The organism is Alloalcanivorax dieselolei B5, assembly GCF_000300005.1.
Classification (GTDB): domain Bacteria; phylum Pseudomonadota; class Gammaproteobacteria; order Pseudomonadales; family Alcanivoracaceae; genus Alloalcanivorax; species Alloalcanivorax dieselolei.
The window spans coordinates 3,343,100-3,364,053 of sequence record NC_018691.1; the positions used below are offsets into that span (position 1 = coordinate 3,343,100).

19 protein-coding genes are annotated in these 20,954 nt (G+C 61.7%); 12 read left to right on the forward strand and 7 right to left on the reverse strand.

Annotated features, from left to right (window positions below):
* Positions 1-17: 17 nt before the first annotated feature.
* The 7 genes from B5T_RS14905 to pyrC form a co-directional block, all read right to left on the reverse strand.
* Positions 18-2,183 carry an acetyl-CoA hydrolase/transferase C-terminal domain-containing protein gene (locus B5T_RS14905; protein ID WP_014995353.1) on the reverse strand — a complete coding sequence of 722 codons (2,166 nt, stop codon included), beginning with the start codon at positions 2,181-2,183 and terminating at the stop codon, positions 18-20.
* Between the two features lie 262 nt (positions 2,184-2,445).
* Complete coding sequence (locus tag B5T_RS14910; protein WP_014995354.1) at positions 2,446-2,970, reverse strand: DUF3299 domain-containing protein; 525 nt, start codon at positions 2,968-2,970, stop codon at positions 2,446-2,448.
* Positions 2,971-2,985: 15 nt separating this feature from the next.
* Positions 2,986-4,242, reverse strand: coding sequence for an ABC transporter permease (locus tag B5T_RS14915; RefSeq protein WP_014995355.1), 1,257 nt, complete (start codon positions 4,240-4,242; stop codon positions 2,986-2,988).
* On the reverse strand, positions 4,227-4,910 hold the full coding sequence (locus tag B5T_RS14920; RefSeq protein ID WP_014995356.1) for an ABC transporter ATP-binding protein: 684 nt from the start codon (positions 4,908-4,910) through the stop codon (positions 4,227-4,229). The genes B5T_RS14915 and B5T_RS14920 overlap by 16 nt, the downstream gene beginning before the upstream one ends.
* Before the next feature lie 39 nt (positions 4,911-4,949).
* Positions 4,950-5,495 carry a DUF2796 domain-containing protein gene (locus B5T_RS14925; RefSeq protein WP_014995357.1) on the reverse strand — a complete coding sequence of 182 codons (546 nt, stop codon included), beginning with the start codon at positions 5,493-5,495 and terminating at the stop codon, positions 4,950-4,952.
* 28 nt (positions 5,496-5,523) lie between these two features.
* Positions 5,524-6,528, reverse strand: a complete 1,005-nt coding sequence (locus tag B5T_RS14930; protein ID WP_014995358.1) for a CobW family GTP-binding protein — start codon at positions 6,526-6,528, stop codon at positions 5,524-5,526.
* On the reverse strand, positions 6,525-7,562 hold the full coding sequence (pyrC, locus tag B5T_RS14935; protein ID WP_014995359.1) for a dihydroorotase: 1,038 nt from the start codon (positions 7,560-7,562) through the stop codon (positions 6,525-6,527). The genes B5T_RS14930 and pyrC overlap by 4 nt, the downstream gene beginning before the upstream one ends.
* Before the next feature lie 772 nt (positions 7,563-8,334).
* Between pyrC and B5T_RS14940 the strand changes: the two genes are divergently transcribed.
* From B5T_RS14940 to B5T_RS14995, 12 genes are all read left to right on the forward strand, one after another.
* Positions 8,335-9,426, forward strand: coding sequence for a TRAP transporter substrate-binding protein (locus B5T_RS14940; RefSeq protein WP_014995360.1), 1,092 nt, complete (start codon positions 8,335-8,337; stop codon positions 9,424-9,426).
* A 165-nt stretch (positions 9,427-9,591) separates the two neighbouring features.
* Complete coding sequence (locus B5T_RS14945) at positions 9,592-10,683, forward strand: TRAP transporter substrate-binding protein (protein WP_014995361.1); 1,092 nt, start codon at positions 9,592-9,594, stop codon at positions 10,681-10,683.
* Positions 10,684-10,686: 3 nt separating this feature from the next.
* Entirely contained in the window at positions 10,687-11,229 is a 543-nt protein-coding gene (locus B5T_RS14950; protein ID WP_148279273.1) for a TRAP transporter small permease, read from the forward strand.
* Between the two features lie 82 nt (positions 11,230-11,311).
* Positions 11,312-12,646, forward strand: a complete 1,335-nt coding sequence (locus tag B5T_RS14955; protein WP_014995363.1) for a TRAP transporter large permease — start codon at positions 11,312-11,314, stop codon at positions 12,644-12,646.
* Positions 12,647-12,668: 22 nt separating this feature from the next.
* Complete coding sequence (locus B5T_RS14960) at positions 12,669-14,222, forward strand: acyl-CoA synthetase (protein WP_014995364.1); 1,554 nt, start codon at positions 12,669-12,671, stop codon at positions 14,220-14,222.
* A 118-nt stretch (positions 14,223-14,340) separates the two neighbouring features.
* Positions 14,341-14,913, forward strand: coding sequence for a hypothetical protein (locus B5T_RS14965; RefSeq protein WP_014995365.1), 573 nt, complete (start codon positions 14,341-14,343; stop codon positions 14,911-14,913).
* A gap of 367 nt (positions 14,914-15,280) precedes the next feature.
* Positions 15,281-16,126, forward strand: a complete 846-nt coding sequence (locus tag B5T_RS14970; protein WP_014995366.1) for an SDR family NAD(P)-dependent oxidoreductase — start codon at positions 15,281-15,283, stop codon at positions 16,124-16,126.
* 17 nt (positions 16,127-16,143) lie between these two features.
* Positions 16,144-16,659 carry a carboxymuconolactone decarboxylase family protein gene (locus B5T_RS14975; RefSeq protein ID WP_014995367.1) on the forward strand — a complete coding sequence of 172 codons (516 nt, stop codon included), beginning with the start codon at positions 16,144-16,146 and terminating at the stop codon, positions 16,657-16,659.
* A gap of 58 nt (positions 16,660-16,717) precedes the next feature.
* Complete coding sequence (locus B5T_RS14980) at positions 16,718-17,803, forward strand: TRAP transporter substrate-binding protein (protein ID WP_014995368.1); 1,086 nt, start codon at positions 16,718-16,720, stop codon at positions 17,801-17,803.
* Positions 17,804-17,816: 13 nt separating this feature from the next.
* The gene (locus tag B5T_RS14985; protein ID WP_014995369.1) at positions 17,817-18,419 is read left to right on the forward strand and encodes a TRAP transporter small permease; all 603 of its coding nucleotides are present in this window, start codon (positions 17,817-17,819) and stop codon (positions 18,417-18,419) included.
* A complete protein-coding gene (locus tag B5T_RS14990) occupies positions 18,419-19,759 on the forward strand; it encodes a TRAP transporter large permease (protein WP_014995370.1) in 1,341 nt (446 codons plus the stop codon). Before B5T_RS14985 ends, B5T_RS14990 begins: the two co-directional genes overlap by 1 nt.
* 129 nt (positions 19,760-19,888) lie before the next feature.
* Positions 19,889-20,923, forward strand: coding sequence for a LacI family DNA-binding transcriptional regulator (locus B5T_RS14995; RefSeq protein ID WP_014995371.1), 1,035 nt, complete (start codon positions 19,889-19,891; stop codon positions 20,921-20,923).
* Positions 20,924-20,954 lie beyond the last annotated feature (31 nt).

Below are 20,954 nucleotides of genomic sequence, written 5' to 3' on the forward strand. Positions count from 1 at the left end.
ACTATCAACTGTCAACTCTAGCGAGGCTTCGTCGCCTCCAGCGCTGTCAGCAGAAGACGCTGATACAGCCGCTCGCGCAGGCCGTCCGGGTCGGCCAGTCCCATCCGCGCCAGTTCCTCGCCGTAGCGTTCCGCGTGGTAATCCTGGAACAGCGCCTTGCGGCCCAGCTTGAGGTATTCCTTCTGGCTGACCTTGGCCTTGAGCCAGGTCAGCGCTTCCAGAACGCGCTGTTCAGTATTGGTGAAATCACTGCCCAGCGGGAACGACGGCAGCGCTCCGGCACCGGCCCGGGCCGCCAGACGCTGCAGCGCTTCCGGGGTATTATGGCGATGCGGTTCCGGGATCTGGTAATCCCGCCGCAACTTGCCCGCTTCCTGGGCCTGTTTCAGCAGCTGCGCCTGAAAGCGGCTGTCGGTGATATTGAGCGTCGCCATCACCACTTCCTCGTCACTGCGCCCGCGTAGATCGGCGACCCCGTATTCGGTCACCACAATATCGCGCAGATGCCGGGGAATGGTGTTGTGCGGGTAGGAGAACACCACATTGGATTGCGCCTCACCGCCACGTTCACGCCAGGCCCGTACCATCAGAATGGAACGGGCACCGGCCAGTTCATGGGCCTGGGCGACGAAGTTGTATTGACCGCCGACACCGCTGAGTACGCGGCCATCGTCCAATTGGTCCGCCACCGCCGCGCCCAGCAGGGTGATGGAAAAAGCGCTATTGATGAAACGGGCATCGCGCCGCTGCAAACGGCAGATCGCCTCCTCACCGAACAGGTCGTTGATGTAGTTCACCCGCGTCATGTTGATGGCCGCGCGGGTGTCGTCGTCCAGTTCACGCAAACGCTGGTAGAACGCCCGCGGCCCCAGGAAGAAACCGCCGTGCATGACGGTGCCGCCAAGCAGTCCGCGTCCCAGTACCGCCTTGAGCGCCTCGCGGGTGGCGCCGTCCTCGAGATCATTGGGGACCACCACGCCGTTGGGCAGCGACAGGTTATCGCCGCCGTCGCGCAACGTCAGTGCTTCCTGGACGATACCGTAGTGGCGCAGCCGGCTCAGATCGTCGGCGCCGAGGCGCGCCGGCAGATCCCCGCTGTCACGCATATCATCCAGCAACGCCAGGGTCGGCGTCAGCGCCGCGTCCGCCAGCACCCGCCGTTGCAGCGCCGGCCAGTCATACACCGCACGGCGGATAATGCCGTCATCGATCAGGGTCAGCAGCCCATGGGTCATCATTTCGCTGCAGCCGTAAAGCCCCTGCTGAAACGGCCCCACCCCGCCCTCACGTTCGATCAGTTGCCGCTGGCTGTCGGACATCGGCAGTTGCCCCAGCAGAGCGCGATATTCATCGTTGTGGTGTTGACGGCGCAGGGTGTGATGCACCAGGGCATCGCCAAGGGCGCCGATACCAATCTGCAGGGTGCCACCATCGCGAACCAGGGTGCTGGCGTGCAAACCGATGAAATGGTCCTGGTGGCTGACCGGCATGTTCGGGGTGGAAAACAAACGGGTCTGCGCCTGCTCGTCATCCAGCAGAATATCCATCTCCGGCAACCAGCGGCCCAGGGACGCATCGTTCTCCATGAACGGCAAATCATGGTGCACCTGTCCCACCGCGACGATGGTTTCGCCGGCGTCGCGGCGCGCCTTGAGCATGGGCAGCAACTCCAGAGTCACCTCCGGGTTGCAGGAAAAGCTGTATTGGCGCCGCCCATCACGCTCCCGTGTGGCCAGCAGTTGCGCCACCACATTGACGCCCCGGGCATTGATGTCACGGGCGGCGTGGGTGTAGTTGACGCTGATGTAATGCCGTTGGGCATCCGTGCTGTTCAGCAAGCTGCCGGGCTGGAAAAAGAACTCGAACACACGGATGTTCTCCGGCAAGGCGTCCTTGCGCACCGCGTGCAAATAATCCAGTTCCTCGTAATCAGCAAACACACGGTCGGCGAACGGTTCGAGAAAACGCCGCTCCAAATCACTGCCGGCACCGGGCCGCCCCAGGGACAGAGCAGTATAAATTTCCAGGGACAGGGACCGGTCGGCCTTCACCCGCTGGTACAAGGCATTCACGAAGCGATTGGGTTTACCCAGACCCAGCGGCAGTCCCAGGCGCACCTCGCCGCCGGTGAGTTCAAGAACCCGGTCCACCGCCTGTTCGGCGTTGTCCATGTGTTGCGGCATGGCTGACTCCATCATTCCAGATCAGCCGACAGCATATCGCGACCGTCCGGCCGCTCCTACACGTTAGACATTGTTTTGCGGAGAGGGAGCGTTTCACGCAGCGGCTTTGGCCCCTATCCTCACTGTAGGAGCCAGCCCTGCTGGCGAAGGGCTTTGTCTCCCGCCGCCGTAGTGATTCGCCAGCAGGGCTGGCTCCTACAGGTACTTCGTAGCTGCCTTGGAATTGACGTCCGACCACTCAGGCAAACGAAAATTCAGGTGCCTAATACATCGGCTCGGAGATAATTTTCACATCGCTGGCTTTCATGCTGTAGCCGGCCTGGCCGTACTCGGTTTCTTCCGGTGTCACCTTGAGCGTGCCGGTGACCTGCAAGGCGCCCATGATGGCATCCAGCGGCACGCCCTTGCCGCTGGCGCGGACCAGGATGATCTGATTGCGCGGCGGCGGCGGCGCATGAATACAGGCGCCGAAATACGGCACCAGCAGAAATTCGCGCACATGGTCGGCGTCGCCCTCCAGCGGCACGCCGAAGCCGGTCAGCCGGATGTCCTTGTCGTCCAGACTTTGCTGCAACGGCGCGCTGTTCCACAGCGCCTGGATGTCGTCCATGATCGACATCGCCTCGGGGTCTTCGTCCTCGGTGCGGTTGATACGCTCGGCCAGTTCGTTGACTTCCTTTTCCGGGTTCCAGTCTTCCGGTATCAGATGGTCCCATTCCAGTGTCACCGGCGCCGCCCGCGCCATCAGCGTCAGCATCGCCAACACCACCACCAAAGCGAATCTCATACTCTCTCGACCTCTCTAATAGCGTGGCGTGAGCCCGTCACTGAGGGTGTGACGATAGGCCCGCCAGGCCGGAATCAATCCCACCAGGGTGCCGCTGACCAGCACCACCAGCAACCACAACGCCTCCAGCGGCGCCGGCCGCCACAGACTCAGCGCCATGCCCAGGCGCTCACTCAGTACCGGCATCGCCAACGCGGCCACGCCCTGCAACAGCAGCACGCCCGCCACCACGCCGACCAGGGACAGCAAAGCGCTCTCCCCCACCATCAATAGTCCGATCTGCCAGGGCCGCGCGCCCAGAGCTCGGAGAATCGCCATTTCCCGGCGCCGCTCGTTGAGGGCAGTGAGCAAGGCGCTGAGCATCACCAGCAGGGCGACGCCGAGCACCGCCACCGAGATTACCCTCAGCGCCTGCTCCACCATTCCCAGCATGCGCCACATCTGGCCCAGGGCGACGCCGGGAATCACCGCCTGCAGCGGCTCCGGCGCCCGCGTATTGATCCAGCGTTGCATCTGGAACACCGCGACCCGGGAATTCAGCCCCACCAGCAACGACGTCACCGAATCCGGCTGCAGATCGCGGGAGCGGGCCTGATCCGGGCTGGTGTGGCGGCCCGGCAGCGGTGTCCCCGCCACCCAATCCAGGTGGATCGCGCTCATCGCCGCCAGGGAAATATGCACCGACAGGTCCACCGGCGTACCAGTGGCGGCGAGCACACCACGGACCTTGAACGGCATGGTGTCATGACGCCGCACCGACACCGTGCCGGTGCCGTGCCCCAGCACCACCTCGTCGCCCACCTTCAGTCCCAGCCGCGCCGCCACCCCGGCGCCCAGCACCGCGTCGAACACATCATCGAACGGCTCTCCAGCGCTGAAACGCAGCGTCTCGTCCCGGCCATAACGGTAGTAACGGAAGTAATCGGTGGTGGTCCCCACCACCGGAAAACCACGCAGATTGTCACCAAGGGAAATGGGCACCACCCAGGCCACTTCCGGCCGCTCGGTGATCGCCTCGACGCTTTCCCAGTCCATATTCGCCACCGGCTCGCCCAGGCGGAATACGCTATAGAGCAACAGATTCAGAGCCCCGCTGGGTTTGCCGACAATCAGATCCACCCCGGAAACGGTGCTGGTGAACCGGTCACGGGTTTCCTGGCGGACCCGCTCCACTCCCGCCAGCAAAGCGGTGCTCAAAGCGATGGCCAGCACCACCAGAACCAGGGTGGCGCGGCGGTGCCAGAGGCTGCGCAGGGTCAATCGCCAGAGCATGGCGTCGCTCCGTTGAGGGTGGGCAAATCAAGATGCCGGTCGAAATGCGCCGCCAGCCGTTGATCGTGACTGACGAACAACACCGCGCTGTTCTGGCGCTCGCTCTCACGCAACAACAGCGTCATGAAGTGGTCACGGCGGCGGTCATCCAGCGCCGAGGTGGGCTCGTCGGCGATCAGCAGCGCCGGCTCGGCGATCATCGCTCGCACCGCCGCTACCCGTTGCTGCTGGCCCACCGACAGCTCGATAGCTTTCTGAACCAGCAGCGCTTCGGAGAGCTCCAGGCGCTCCGCCAGGGCCAGAGCGCGTTCCTTGCCGGATGCGCGGCCGATGCCGGAGAGCGAAGCGGCCAACAGCACGTTGTCCAGGCCGCTCAGGTACGGCACCAGATTGAACTGCTGGAAGATGATGCCCAGGTGACGCGCGCGCCAGCGATCGCGGCCGGCGGCGGACAGGCTCGCCAGATCCTGTCCGGCCACCGTTATGTAGCCCTCTTGCGGCAACACCAGACCGGCGATCAGGGCCAGTAACGAGGATTTGCCGGAACCGCTGGGACCACCCAGAAACACCCTCTCCCCGGCGGCCACGCAAAGCGATTCCAGCATCAGTACCGGACTATCACGCCAGCCGAAACGCAGGTCCTGGCAGCGCAACACTTCGGTGCTCATTGCACTTCCCTCATTGCACTACCCTCATCGCACGTCCCACTATCGCAAGTCCATGGACAACCGGGTGTGGGGCGCCTTCAGGCTGTCAGCACGGGCGCCCTGATCGGTGACCAGTTGCACTTTGAGCGTGACGCCGTTAAGGAATTCCAGCAACGGCACATCGATCCACGCCAGTTTGTCCGGGTGATCGCAGTGCCAGCGATAGCGCGCTTCGAAGTCGGCATGGCCGCCGTGGTCGTGATCATGACTTTCTTCTCCATGATCATGCTCTTCGGCTTCGGAATCGGAGAGGCCACTGTGCACGCTCTCGCGAGCTACCGTGCAGGCGGCGGCGGGCGCCGGTTCCAGCACATTGGTGCCCTTGCCCAGCCGGGCCAGGGCGTCTTCCACCAGCGCCTTCTGCTCGTCGTCCCTTGGGGCATGTTCGAAACCCACCACGTCCGCGGCCGGCAGCGACAGTTCCACCAGCAGCGTGCCGCCGGCCATAGCCAGGTCCAGGTTGCCTTGTCCGTGCACATGAGGGCCCGCCGCCTGGGCCAACCCCGCCGAAGTGCTCAACGCCATCGCTATCGCCAACCGTCGCATGGTGGTGCTCCTCTTCAAATGCGGAATATCAGTGCCGTATGCGGTCCAGAGCCGTGCGGAACGCCGCCAGACACTGGCCGGGAAAGGCCGGGTCGTCGCCATCGGTAATCAGCACCAGCCGGCTGTCGTCATCATCACCCGGCCACGACGGCAGCGGCGACATCTCCAGCGGCTGGCCACCCACACCTTGGACCAGCAAAGGTCCGTCCAGTTTATCGACAGCCACCAGCGCCTTGAGCCGCACCAAATGCGGTCCACACTGCTCCAGCAGGTCCGCCCACAAGGACTGCAGCGCGAAATAGTCCACCGCGCCGCGCCAGCGCAGATCTGCGGCGTGGAACCGGTGCCGGCTTGCCAGCGATGCCGCAGCCAGCGGCGGGACGGCGGGGTCGGCCACCGCGCTCAATTGCCCGGTGACCCGGCAACGGCGTGGAAAGCCGCGATTCAGCAACGTCGGTTCTACCCGCCCCTGCTCGCTCCACCGCCGTTCGGCGCCGGGGTTCAGCTCCGCCAGGGCGGCTTCCAGCGGCCCGCGTTGTTCCGCTTCCACCTGATCCGCCTTGGTTAACAAAAGCACATCGGCGGCACGCACCTGCTCAATCACCTCGGGATGCCGGCTCAACCCCGCCATGCCGGATCGCGCGTCCACCGTGGTGATCACCGATCGCAGCTGGAAATGGCGCCGCAGCCACGGGTCCTGTTCCAACACCGAGGTGACGCCGAAGGGATCGGCGGCGCCGGTGGTTTCCACCAGTACCGTGGAAAAGCGCGGCACGTCCCCGGCGGCACGGGCCATGAACAGATTACGCAAGGTGGTGCGCAACGAGCCCTGCACCGTGCAGCAAACGCAGCCGCCGGCCAGCAGACTCACCGGCACCGATGTCTCACCCACCAGCGCCTGGTCGATGCCCACCTGCCCCAGTTCATTGATGATCACCGCCAGATCATCGCGTCTGGACAGCCAGTGATTCAGCACCGTGGTTTTGCCGCTGCCAAGAAATCCGGTCAGCACCACCACCGGCAAAAGGGTCACGGCGCCACCGACCAGGGCAGCGTTTCACCGGCCAGGAACGGCACCAGTTCCTCTCCCGCGGCCCGCACTTGTTGCGGCACCGCCCAGGGATCCCTCCGCAACGTGACGGTGTCCGGATTGCGCGGCAGACGATAAAAATCCGCGCCGAAATGGCTGGCGAAACCTTCCAGCTTGTCCAGCGCGCCGTGGCGCTCCAGGAAAGTGGCGTACAACGGCAAGGCCGCCCGCGCCGAATAACAGCCGGCGCAACCGCAGGCGGCTTCTTTCTTGTCACGGGCATGCGGCGCGGAATCGGTACCGAGAAAGAAGCGCGGATGCCCTTCCAGCACCGCTTGTTGAATACGTTCCTGATGGGTCCGGCGCTTGAGCACCGGCAGACAATAGTTGTGCGGACGCACGCCTCCCACCAGCAGATCGTTGCGGTTCATCATCAGATGCTGCGGCGTCACGGTGGCGGCGGTGGCGTCGCCGGATTCCTTGACGAAATCCACCGCTTCGCCGGTGGTGACGTGTTCGAAGACGATACGCAAGGCCGGGAAGCGGCGGCGAATGTCGGTGAGATAACGGTCGATGAAGACCTTTTCGCGATCGAACACATCGATCTCCGCCTCGGTCACCTCACCGTGCACCAGCAACGGCACATCGTGCTTCTCCATTGCCTCATAGAGATGGGCGATCCGCGACGGATCGGTAACGCCACTATCCGAGTTGGTGGTGGCGCCGGCGGGGTACAGTTTGAAAGCATGCACAAAACCGCTGGCGGCCGCCCTTTCCACCTCTTCCACCGGCGTCTGGTCGGTGAGGTAAAGCACCATCAGCGGTTCGAACTCCACGCCGGCGGGAATGTGGGGCACGATGCGCTGACGATAGGCCTCGGCCTGGGCCACGGTGGTGACCGGTGGGGTCAGGTTGGGCATGACGATGGCGCGGCGGAACACCCGCGCGGTCACCGGCACGGTTTCGGCCAGGATGGCTCCGTCACGAAAATGCAGATGCCAATCATCGGGGCGGCAAAGTGTCAGGGTATCGGTCATAGGAAAACAGTCGGGTCCGGGAAAAGTGCCATGATACGAAAAACCGCCGGAGCTTGCCCTGAAGAACCGGTTTTCCATGGCATTGCGCCAATTTGTTATAACATAACAAAACGAGCACAAATCGCAACCTTTCCGCCCTGCCCGATATCGCGATTGATCGGAAGCGGATATCTCCATCAAGGCACGGGTCTGCACGGAGGCCTTCCGGGATCGCCGTAAATACATCCCTGTAGGCTCCCGGTTTGACGTCCCTGTCAAACAGGGTCCCGGAAGGCCTCCGTGCAGACCCGTTTCGAGTGAGCCGCAGCGTTCCGGGCTCCAACGACGACGAATCTTTCTGGACAGGAGAGATGGCTCCCCCACCTCTCCTTAATGGTTTGGCGTCGCTCGTAAGAACGCCCATGCCCGCCGGTTACCTCGAAGCGAAGCCGCGTTAGCCCTTTGTGGGACCCTGTCGAACAGGGACGTTCGACCGGGAGCCTACAGGGACGTATTCACGGCGTTCCCGCAAAGGCCTAACGCGGCTTCGCTGTCCAAGATGGAGAGTAATGCTGGTCCTTCTATGCCACGATATAAACCCGCCCCCCGTACTGGCCTTGATCGTTTTCGCCAATGGCTTTGTCGGAGCCGGCCATTGTGGCGGCGCCCCGCCCCTTCAGACTGGAATCAGGCCTGCAGTGGGGAACCTCGCCGTCCGCCGCTCCACACGCTCTGTTCGTCGCCGGAACACCGCCGGGATGATCGGAACAATAACAATACCGGAGGCCATGCCATGACGCCTTTTGTTCGTGTTTTGTGCGTTCTTTCCACATTGTCGCTGTGGTGTCTTTCCCCGTCGGTCCAGGCCGAGCCGAGGACCCTGCATTACGCCACCGCCGTAGCGCCCACCGATCGCCCCAACAATCGGGCCCGGCATTGGTGGGCCGAACAGATCAAGGCTCGTACCAACGGCGAGATCGAAATCGAAATCCACTGGATGCAGAGTCTGGTGAAATACGCGGATACCGCCCAGGCGATCAGCTCCGGCCTGGCGGATATCGCCGGGATGACACCGGATTACACCGCCGCCCGTTTTCCGCTCTGGGCGCTGTCACAAACCGAGGTGGGTCCGGGGGATCACTATATCGCCGCCGAGGCGTGGCGGCGGATGATGGCGAACACGCCCGCTCTCCAGGAAGAACTGCAGCGCAACAACATGGCGTTCATGGCGGTGTACTCCACCGGGCCACGGGTGCTGATCAGCAACACCCGGCCCTACCTGACGCCGGAAGACTTCGACGGTGACCGTGTGCGGCTCACGCCGCGCAGCGTGCAGGCGGCGCAGCAGGCGGACTGGGAGGTGACACCGATCAATCTGACCTTCACCGACATTTACTCCGCCATGGATCGCGGCACCATCAACGGCGCCCAGTCCGCCGCCTATCTGGTGCCGCTGTTCAAACACCACGAAGTCGCCAAGCACATCGTCGAAACCGGTAACGGCCAAGCCATGATCCTGGAAGCAATGAACCTGGACACCTGGAACAGCCTGACCCCGGAGCAACAAAAGGTGTTCGAGGAAGTGAACCGGGAACTGGAATTGCGGATGGCGGAAGCTGGCCTGGAAGAGTTGGAACAGGCGCGGGAGATGATTCGGAGCAACCGCGAATTCCCTACCGAATACCACATTCTCAATGCCCGGCAACGGGCCCAATGGGAAACTGGCTACCTGCCGGTAGAACGCGCCTACGCGGAAAAAACCGGCAAGCGCGCACCCCAGGCGGTATCGGTGTTCGAGCGCTTTCAGGAGCGTCTCGGGGAAGTGGCGGCGGAAGTAAAGGAAAGCGGCTACCCCTGGGAACGGGATAAGGTGGCGGAACGCTGAACCCGCTGGCGCTTTACGCCAAATCTTTTGTCGCGATAGGTCATTGTTGCCCAACCGGGGGACCGACAGACTGAAATTCGAATAGGGCGGCCCGCTGGCCGCCTCTGCCTCGAATGTAATGGATCGACCCATTAAATAAGAATAGTAATAGCGGAGGCCCTACCAATGTCGCTGAAAAAACATCTGATGGTCGCGGGCGCGGCCATCACTTTCTCCCTCACCAGTGCTCTGGCCGGCGCGGACACCCGTACGCTCCATTACGCCACCCCCGCACCTCCCACCGACCGCCCCAGCAACGAGGTGCTGCGCTGGTGGACCAATGAGGTCAAGGAACGCACCAACGGCGAAATCGAAATCGAAGTCCACTGGCTGCAAAGCCTGGTCAAGTACCATGACTCCGCCCAGGCGCTCGGCTCCGGGCTCGCCGACATTTCGCCGATGAACCCGGAGTACGTGGAATCCCGCTTCCCGCTGTGGACGCTGTCGCAGACCGAAATCGGCTCCGGTGACAATTACATCGCCAATGAAGCCTGGCACCGTGTGCTGGAAAAAACCCCAGCCATGGCCGAGGAACTGAAGAAAAACAACATGGTGCATCTGATCGCTTACTCCAGCGGTCCGCGCGTCAACGCCAGCACCAGCCGTCCCTATCTGACGCCGGATGACTTCGACGGCGACAAGGTCCGCATGACACCGAGAGCGGTACAGGCGGCCAAGCAGGCCAATTGGAACGTGACACCGGTGCAGGTGGCATTCGCCGATATCTATTCCGCCATGGATCGCGGCACCATCAACGGCGCCCAGACCTACACCTATCTGATGCCTCCCTACAAACACCACGAAGTGGCGAAGTACGCGGTGGAAACCGGTATCGGCCAGTCCATGGTGGTGGTCAACATGAATCTGGATACCTGGAACAGCCTGACGCCGGAACAACAGCAGGTGTTTGCCGAGTTGAACGATGAGTACCGCACCCGCATGGCCCGCGCCGGTCTCCAGGAAGCCGAGGATGCGCGTGAGATGATGCGTACCAATAAGGAATTCCCCACCGAATTCCATATCCTCACCCAGGAACAGCAAAAAGCCTGGCAAGCCGCCCTGGAACCGGTCGAACGCGCCTACGCGGAAAAACTGGCGAAGCGTGACCCCCGTGCCCTGGAAGTCTTCGAAAGCTTCCAGAACGAGTTGCGCGCGGTGCAAAAAGAAGTGGCGGATAACGGCTACCCCTGGCAATCCGAAAAAGTCGCCGGGAACTGATCCATGTCTCGAATGCCGTGGCCCGTTCGTATGATGGACCGGGTGGATCAGGTCCTGGTATGGCTGTCCCAGGCCCTGCTCGCCGCCATGGTCGGCATCACTTTTGTGTCCGTGGTGGGGCGGAGTTTTTTCCGCAGCCCGGTCCCCGATGATCTGCTGCTTTCGGAAATGCTGATGGTGGCGATCGTGTTCGTGCCACTGAGCTACGTCCAGTCCATTCGCGCCCATATCGAAGTCACCGTGCTCACCGATCACCTGCCCCATTGGCTACAGGAAACCCTGGTCTCGCTCGGGTTGATCATCGGCATCGTCATGTTCGCCTGGATGGCCTGGCTCAGCGCCGGCAAGGCCTGGGAATCCTATGAGTGGGGAGAAATCGCCTATGCCAGCACGCTGGAGTTACCGGAGTGGCCGGTGCGCGCCTTGATTCCATTGGGCCTGATCTGGTGGTGCGTGCGCATGTTGATTCAACTGCTGATGCCCTGGAACCGCGAGCCGCCGGAGTCCGAGGTGGAACGCACTTTGCGCGAATCCGAGGACGCCTGACTGTTGATTATCGGGATAGCACAGGCCCTCTGAATATTTCGGGCGCATCGCCCCTTCAAGAACGATAACAACAGGAGATCCAATGGATCCGGTTACGATCGGCATTGTGGTCACCGTGGTAATGGTGGCCCTGTTATTGCTGCGTATTCCCATTGCCGTGGTTCTGGTCAGTACCGGTTATGTCGGCCTGGTACTGGTCATGGCGGTACGCACCGGCGAGTTCGATCTGGCGCGCGGTTTAAGCACCGCCAATCAGTTCCTGTCGGATCTGCCCTATTCCTCCACCGCGGAATACACCTTCACCACCATTCCCATGTTTCTGTTGATGGGCTATCTGGCCACCGAAGCCGGTTTCACCCGTGATATCTATCAGACCGCCCGGCTGTGGCTGGCGCGGGTCCCCGGCGGCCTGGCCGTGGCCTCCTCGGTGGGTTGCGCGCTGTTCGCCGCGATCAGCGGATCGAGCCTCGCCACCGCCGCCGCCATGGGCCGCATGGCGATTCCGGAAATGCTCAAGCACGGCTACGACAAGCGCCTCGCCACCGGCGTGGTGGCCGCTTCCGGCACCCTTGGCTCGCTGATTCCGCCCAGCATTCTGATGATCCTGTACGCGGTATTCACCGATCAGTCCATCGCCAAGCTGTTCATCGCCGGCATCATTCCCGGCATTCTGTCCCTCGGTATTTATGTCGGTTTCGTCATGCTTCGCAGCAAAATGAATCCGGCACTGGCGCCGCCAGTGCCGAAGGTCGATATGGCCGAGAAGATGGCGGCGCTGAAGAAAAGCTGGAACATGCTGGCATTGATCGCGCTGATCGTGATCGGTCTCTACAGCGGTATTTTCACACCTTCGGAAGCCGGCGCGGTGGGCGCCGCGGTGGCGTTCCTGATGTGTATCGTCACTCGCCGTCTGGACGGAAAAAAAACCCGCAGCGCCCTGAACGAAACCCTGAAGACCACGTCCATGTTGTTCGCCGCGGTGATCGGCGCCTACATGGTGACCTCTTTCACCGCCCTCACCGGCATCGCCTCGGAGTTGACCTCCTGGGCCGGCAACCTGGATGTGCCACCGGTGGTGATCCTGCTGTCGCTGACCGTGCTCTATGTGTTCCTGGGCACCTTCATGGGTTCCATCGAGATCATGCTGCTGACGCTGCCGGTGGTGATCCCGATCATCAAGGGGCTGGAATACGACCTGATCTGGTTCGGCATCATCATGATCAAGTATCTGGAAATCGGCATGATCACACCGCCGGTGGGGATCAACTGCTTCATCATCAAAGGTGTGGTGGGCCGCTCCGTCAGCCTCGGCCAGATCTTCCACGGAGTGACCTGGTTCATCGTCCTCGATGTCATCACCGTCGCCATCCTGATCCTGTTCCCGGATCTGGTCACCTTCCTGCCCAACCTCATGTAACGGTTCCTGGAGAAAATCTCTCATGTACCTCACGCAATCCCTGCACAAGGCCTTGCAACAATGCCCCGAGCGCACCGCCACCGTTTGCGACGGCCGGCGTCACAGCTACGCCGAGTGGGTCCCGCGGGTGGCCCGGATGGCCGGAGCCCTGCAGGGACTCGGCGTGGCACCCGGCGACCGCGTCGGTATTCTCGCCCTGGGCTCGGACCGTTACCTGGAAAGCATTTACGGCTGCTGGTGGCGCGGCGCGGTGATCAACCCGGTGAACATCCGCTGGAGCCCGAGGGAGATCGCCTACTCTCTGGATGACTGCGGCACCCGGGTGCTGCTGGTGGACCGTAACTTTATTCACATGGTGCCGCGATTGGGAGAGTTGTCCGAGGCTCTGGAAGAAGTGATCTATCTGGACGACGACGCACCGGCGGATCTCACCGGCTACGAAAGCTGGATCGCCGACGCGCCCGAACTGGACGACCAGATCGCCAGTCACCAACAGTTGGCCGCCATTCTATATACCGGCGGCACCACCGGTGCGCCCAAAGGGGTGATGCTCAGCCATCGCAATTTGTACTCCGGCACCCTGGGTCAGATGGCGGCGGTGCAACGCAGCCGTCATCCGGTGGCGCTGTACTCCTCGCCGTTGTTTCATGTGGCCGGCATGGCCTCGGTGGTGCAGATCGCGGTGCGCCAGGGCACCCATGTGATTCTGCCGGGATTCGATCCGGCGGTGGTGCTGGACACCATCGAGCGGGAAGGCGTGGAAGAAACCTTTCTGGTACCGACCATGCTGCGCATGCTGCTGGATCATCCGGACTTCTCCCGGCACGATCTTTCAGCGCTGAAGTACCTTCGCTACGGCGCCTCCCCCATGGACGAGGCGCTGTTGCTGCGGGCCATGGAAGTCCTGCCCGGCGCGGAATTCTCGCAGAGCTACGGCATGACCGAGCTGTCGCCGGTGATTTCGATCCTCAGCGGCTGGCACCACACCGCCGAGGGACGCCGCGCCGGCAAACTCAAGTCCGCCGGCTATCCGCTGCCCAACGCGGAAGTCCGCATCGTCGACGAAAACGATAACGACGTGCCGCCGGGCCAGGTGGGCGAAATCATCGCGCGCGGCCCCATGGTCATGGAAGGCTACTGGAACAAGCCGGCACAGACCGCCGAGGCCCTGCGCAACGGCTGGATGCACACCGGCGATGGCGGCTACATGGACGAGGACGGTTTTATCTACGTGGTCGACCGGATCAAGGACATGATCGTCACCGGCGGCGAGAACGTCTATTCCGCGGAAGTGGAAAACGCCCTGCTGAAGCTGCCGGAAGTCGCCCAATGCGCGGTGATCGGCGTACCCGATGAACGCTGGGGTGAGCGCGTGCATGCGGTGGTGGTAACGGCCCCCGGTCAGCAACTGGACGAGCAGCGCATCGACGCTCACTGCCGTGACCTGATCGCCGGCTACAAATGCCCCAAGAGCATCGAGTTCCGCGATGCCCTGCCCATGTCCGGCGCCGGCAAGATCCTCAAATACGAGCTGCGCAAACCGTTCTGGGCAGGCCAACAACGGCGGGTAAGCTGACACCGGATACGATGCCACTCATTTGAGACTCAGGTCACCGTTCCAGAGGGTGCCTTTGAAGACGCCGCACGGGCCGCCTAAACTTGCGCGTTTTCGACGCGCAAAGGAGAGCCCCCCTGTGCAAAAACGCGTACTCATCCCCCTGATCGCCCTCCCTCTGCTCAGCCCGTCCGCTCTGGCCGAGGATCTGTATCCGCTCGGCAAAGCCGAAGGCGGCACCTGGGAAACCGTGGCTCAGGCCGAAGAAGACAATCGTCTGTCCGTGGCCGCGCTGTCCACCGACGGTGAGATGCAAATGATCTTCACCTTCGAGACCATCATCGGCAGCACCGAACAGTTCCTCGGCGTGTTCGATGCGCCGGCGGAAAGCTGTGGTCAGAACGACGGTAAAACCATGACTCTGAGCGCCCCGGATCCCTCCCGTCTGATGCAGGTGAATGGTCAGGAATTCCCCTCCTCGGAAAATTGCCTGGAGGGCCACACCCATTATTCGTTCAAGGGCGTGGACGCCGCTCACGACATCAGCGCGGCGTTGATCGCCGGCAAGCCGGTAACGCTGAGCATCCCCCGCGACGACGGCCGCAAGGAATACACCTGGGAGCCGGACGGGTTCAAGGCCCTGGCTCAAGAGCGGGTGGAGGAATACGAAGCTGGTTCGCGCTATCAGGCCTATAAAGGCATGACCCGCTAACAACAAAAACGCCTCCGGATCTCCTCCGATCGAGACACCGCACTGAGGCCCATCTTATCCGGGCCTCGACGTTCAAGGCCGCTCATTGCGGCCCTTTCTCCCCTCCCCCCACTTTCGTGCCGGCAAATGTTCCCGGCAAATCATGCCGTTCCGATCCCCATTTTCCGCTGCTGATCGGCGCCAGCCGGTGCTCATCATGCATCTTTTGACTCAAAATTGAATCGATTCATTTTTTATTGACTCCAATAAAAACCATAATATAGGGTTATTCATTGAAATACTGGAACCTACCTAAAATCATTTTTTGAATCGTTTCATTTTCGTCTCAATGCCAATATTGCCATGCACCGCACAGGAGAGGCTGCCCATGAACATTCCGGAGAGAGAGATCAACCCCGTCACGCAGATGTTCGAGGAAGCCATAGGCTTGTCGCCCGGCCGTGGCCGTCTGAGCGGACGGCATGTCCTGGTGATCGGCGCCGGACAGCGCGACAGCGACGACGAGGAAGTGACGGTCGGCAACGGCAGAGCGATTTCCATTCTCGCCGCCCGTGAAGGCGCCAAGGTGGCCTGCGCGGACATCAATCAGGCCAGTGTCGAGGACACCGCGCGCCGGGTCCGAGAGGCAGGCGGCCAAGCCAGCGCGCACGTCGTGGATGTGTCCAAGCCGGAACAGGTGATCCAACTCATTCATGACGCCAAAGCGGCGCTGGGTGAATTGGACGGGCTGGTGCTGAACGTCGGTATCAGCCATGGCCTGCCTCTTGACAAAATCACGCCGGAAAGCTGGGACCTCGAGCACGCGGTCAATCTGCGCAGTCATATGCTGGCCTGTCAGACCGCCCTGCCCCTGATGACGGAAGGCGGCGCCGTGGTATTGACTTCCTCGCTAGCCAGCCAGCGCCCCACGGGCCGCAATCCGGCCTACGAAACGTCGAAAGCCGCACAGCTTTCACTGTGCAAAAGCGTCGCCATGGCCGGGCATGCCAAGGGCATACGCTGCAACGCGGTCGCCCCTGGATTGATGGACACACCGATGGGAAGAGCGGCCAGCGCAAGGCGTCCCAACCGCGCCGTGACCGTGCCCTTCGGCCGCCAGGGAACGGGCTGGGAAGTGGCCTATTCCATGCTTTTCCTGCTTTCCCACGAGTCCAGCTACGTCAACGGGCACGCTCTGTTCGTCGATGGCGGGCTGGGTAACGGCATCTTCTAACGATCTGGAGAGAAACAATGGCTCGTATCGATTACAAGAACATGGACGACATCCCCGAAACGCTGCGCGCGATGATCGGTTCGCGCCCGCCGCTAAACATCTATCGGATGATCGCCCACGGCGGACCAGCGGCGGAAGGGTTTCTGGCGTTGGGCAGCGCCCTGCTACGCACGGGCAGCCTCGATCCGCAACTGCGTGAGCTGGTGATTCTGCGCGTGGGCATCCTTTGCCGGGCCGGTTACGAGGTGCATCAGCACAAGCGTCTGGCCGCCAAGGAAGGGGTTCCCCAGGAAAAAATCAATGCTCTCTATGACGGCCCCGATGCCCCGGTTTTCAACGATGAAGAAAGGGCCGTGCTGCACTACACCGACACCGTCACCCTCAACACCAAGGCCGGCATCACGGCTTTTCGGCAGATGGAATCGATGATGAGCGAGCAGCAGTTGGTCGAGCTCCACCTGCTCATCGGCTTCTACATGATGGTCTCGCGCTTCCTGGAGAATTTCGAGATTGATCTGGAGGGCAATGAATAGCGGCCGCCAGGCCGTGTTTCACTGCCATCATCGGCGATAAAAAAGACAGGTAAAGACCATGATGAAAATGACAAAAACCGGTATCGCAATGGTTTTGGCGCTTTCGACGTTCCTCGCAGGAAACGCTTTCGCGGCGACCAAGACGCTCTCGTTCGCCTTGCCCCTGGCTCCCACCGGCAGCCGTGTGCATCAAACCTGGGAATGGTGGGCCGACACCGTCAAGGAAAAGACCGGCGGCTCGGTGGAGGTGAAGATCTACTACATGCAAAGCCTGGTGAAACTCAAGGATGCCGCTCAGGCGGTCACCGCGGGGATCGCCGATCTCGCTTACATGTCCCCGGCTTACACGCCGGACAAACTTCCCCTCTGGTACATGGAGAACACTAGGATCGGCTCCAGTGACCCCTACGTGGTGACGGAGGCATTCCGCCGGGTTCGGGAGAACTTCCCGCCCCTGCGGGAGGAAGAGAAGAAGAACAACATGAAGTATGTGGTGCACCTCTCCAACGGTCCGCAGGTTCTAATCAGTAAAACCCACCCTTATACCACCCCCGATGATTTTCAGGGGGACAAGGTGCGCATGCCCGGCACCATGGCCAAAGTTGCCAAAATGGCCGACTGGAAGGTGGACCCGGTGAGCCTGTATTTCTCCGAGATTTATTCGGCCATGGGCCGGGGCACCATCGACGGCGCCATGACCTATGTACCGCTAATCGGCCCCAACAGCCAGAACGAAGTCAGCAAGTATGTGGTGGAGCCCAAGGTCGGGCAGAACTCCAACGTGGTGATGATGAATCTCAATTCCTGGCAGCGGCTGAGCGAAAAAGAACAGGCCGTGTTCGATGGTCTGCGTACCGAGTTGATGGTGCGCATGGCCAGGGCGGGCATCGAAGACGAAGCGGAGCAACGTGAGCTTCTCAAGAACGATCCCGACAACCCGTTAATTTTCCAGGAACTCACCCCGGCGCAACGGCAGGCGTGGGAGAAAGGCCTGGCACTGGGCGACGATGAAATGATCAAACAGATGTCGCGCTGGAACCGACACGCCGGAGACCTGCACCAGGCTTACAAAGAGGAGATCGAGAAGGTCGCCCGTGAAGTCGAGGCGGAAGGCTACCCCTGGGACCGTCAACGTCCGCAATAAGGAGGGCTCGGTAATGGCGAGCAACAAGTTGGCGGCGACGATCACCACGGCGATGGATCGGATCGACACGATTTTGGTCTTCCTGGCCCAGCTCATACTGGCCGCGCTGATGATGCTGACCTTCGTGAATGTGGTTGGCCGGGCGCTGTTTCAGCAATCGCTTCCGGACGGCCTGATTGTCAGCGAAATGATGCTGGTGGCCATAGTGTTCCTGCCGCTCAGCTATGTGCAATCCATGGGTGCGCATCTGGAAGTGACGGTGTTTACCGACCTGCTGCCCGCCCGTGTCCAAAAGGCGCTTTTTTGCGCCGGCCTGGCGGCGGGCATCCTGGTGTTCGGGCACATGGCCTGGCTCGGCTGGCTCAGCGCCCACGAGTCGTTCAAGACCGGCGGCTACGGCTTCAGCGCCATTCTTTATATCCCGGAATGGCCGGCACGCATGTTGATCCCCCTCGGTCTGGGCTGGTGGTGCCTGCGCATGCTGACGCAATTGATCTGGCCCTCGTCACAACCGGAGCAGGCGGAATCAGAATTGCAGCTGGCCCTGGAAAACGCCGGTCTGGACGATCAGGTGGATCGCTTCGGACGGCGGGATCAGTCTGGAGATAAACGGTGATGGAACCTCAAACGATCGGCATTGTTGTCACCACGTTAATGATTCTGGCCTTGCTGCTGCGTATCCCCATCGCCGTCTCCCTGGTGGCCGCCGGTTACGGCGGTCTGGTATTGGTGCTCGCCGCCCGGGGCGACGACACCATGATGTTCGCCAGCGCGTTTCAGTCCGCCAACACCTTTCTCGGAGAGCTGCCCTACTCCAGCACCGCGGAATACACCTTCACCACCATTCCCATGTTTTTGCTGATGGGTTATCTGGCCACGGAAGGCGGCTTCACCCGGGACATCTATGCCACCGCGCGCCTGTGGTTGGCACGGATCCCCGGCGGCCTGGCGGTGGCCTCCTCGGTGGGTTGCGCGTTGTTCGCCGCGATCAGCGGTTCCAGCCTGGCCACGGCGGCGGCGATGGGCAAAATGGCGTTGCCGGAAATGCTCAACTGGAAGTATGACAAGGGCCTGGCCGCCGGCGTGGTGGCTGCCTCCGGCACTCTCGGATCTTTGATTCCGCCGAGTATCCTGATGATTCTCTACGCAGTGTTCACCGAACAATCCATCGCCAAGCTGTTCGTCGCCGGGGTGATTCCCGGGCTGCTTTCCCTGGGCATCTATGTGGCAATGGTGATGCTGCGCTGCCGGCTCAACCCGGACCTGGCGCCACCGGTGCCGCGTGTCGGCTTCCGTGAGAAGATCCATTCCCTGAAGGGTGCCTGGGGCATGATCGTGTTGATCGTGCTGGTGGTGACGGGTCTCTACACCGGGGTGTTCACGCCCACCGAAGCCGGCGGGGTCGGTTCGTTCGGCGCTTTCCTGCTCTGTCTGTTGAGCCGGCGGATAGGCATGGCCGACGCCTCCAATGCGTTCAAGGAAACCTTGAAAAGCACGTCTATGCTGTTCGCCGCCATCATCGGCGCCTATATGGTCACCACGTTCACCGCGCTCACCGGCATCGCCGGTGATCTCACCAACTGGGCAGCCGGATTCAACGACGTGCCACCCATCGTGATTCTGGTATCGCTGTCACTGCTTTATGTCTTTCTGGGTACCTTCATGGGCGCCATCGAGATCATGCTGCTGACGTTGCCGGTGGTGGTGCCGATCATCAAGGGGCTGGAATACGACCTGATCTGGTTTGGCATCATCATGATCAAGTATCTGGAAATCGGCCTGATCTCTCCGCCTCTGGGGATCAACGTCTTTATCATCAAGTCGGTGGCGGGCGACAAGGTGCGGTTGGCACAGATCTTTCGCGGCGTCACCTGGTTCATCGCCATGGACATTCTGACCCTGGCCATTCTGATCCTGTTTCCCGAGATCACGTTATACTTGCCCTCCTTGATGTAATCCTCCCCACGGAGCGGCGCGACACGGCGATACCTGAAACGATACAATCCCAGCGTTCGCACTGCTCCGCGGACCTCACTCTCCGGGTGAGCGAGCAGACAGTCACGGAGAAGAGGGCTCGAAAAACGGATGACGACATCAACCATCAAGGACGTCGCGCGCGAGGCGGGGGTTTCCGTGGGCAGCGTGTCCCGCGTTATCAATGGATTGGCGGTCAGCGATACCATGAAACGCAAGGTGGACGCCGCCATGGCCAAATTGGGTTACCAACCCAGCGGGCTGGCAAGGAGTCTTCGTACCCGCTCAACCCGCGCCATCGGCTTTTTAGTGACCGATGTGTCCAACCCCCTCTACGGCGCGATCATCAACGCCGTGGCTTCGCGGCTACGCAGCCGTGGCCTGATGTTGATGCTGGCGAGCTTCGGTGCCGACCAGCCGCAATCCGAAATGGAAGCCATCGAGGAATTCAAACGCCGCCGCGTCGATGGTCTGATACTGGCACCGGGCAGTGAAGTCAGCGCGCCGCTGGTCAGCGCCATTGAACATTTCGGCGCGCCGGTGGCGGTGATCGGCGGTGACTTCCCTGCTCATATTCCAGCGGTGGCAACGAACTTCCGTAGTGGCGTGCGCAAGGCGACACGTTATCTGCTGGAATTGGGTCACCAGCGCATTGCCTTGCTGACACCACTGGTGAAACTCTGGCCTGGCAGAGAACGCATCGCCGGGTTCAGAGAGGCGTTCGAGAAAGCCGGCCTGCCACGGGACAACGCCATTGTCCGTCCCCAGTGGCAGGGCCTGGATGCCGCCGCCGAGGTCAGCTCACTGCTGACACAAGAGCAACCGCCCACCGCACTCATCGTGCTCGGCACCCGCATTCTCGCCGGCACCTTACGCGCGGTTCGGGAGCAACATCGTTCCATTCCCGATGACCTGTCACTGATCAGTATCGGCGACAGCGAATGGACTCTGGTGCACGAACCGCCGATCACCACGTTGAAATGGAATGCGGAAGAAGTGGCCTTCGGACTGGTCAATCTGCTGCTGGCGCAAATGGAGGGACGCCCTCCGGAGGGAGAGAGCAACCGTATCGCGGTTCACACCGATCTGGTGCTGCGGGAGTCTTGCGCGGCGCCGCCAAGGAGCGAACCGGAGCGGCGGGAATAACACGGCAACGACGACGGCCCGCCGCCATCGT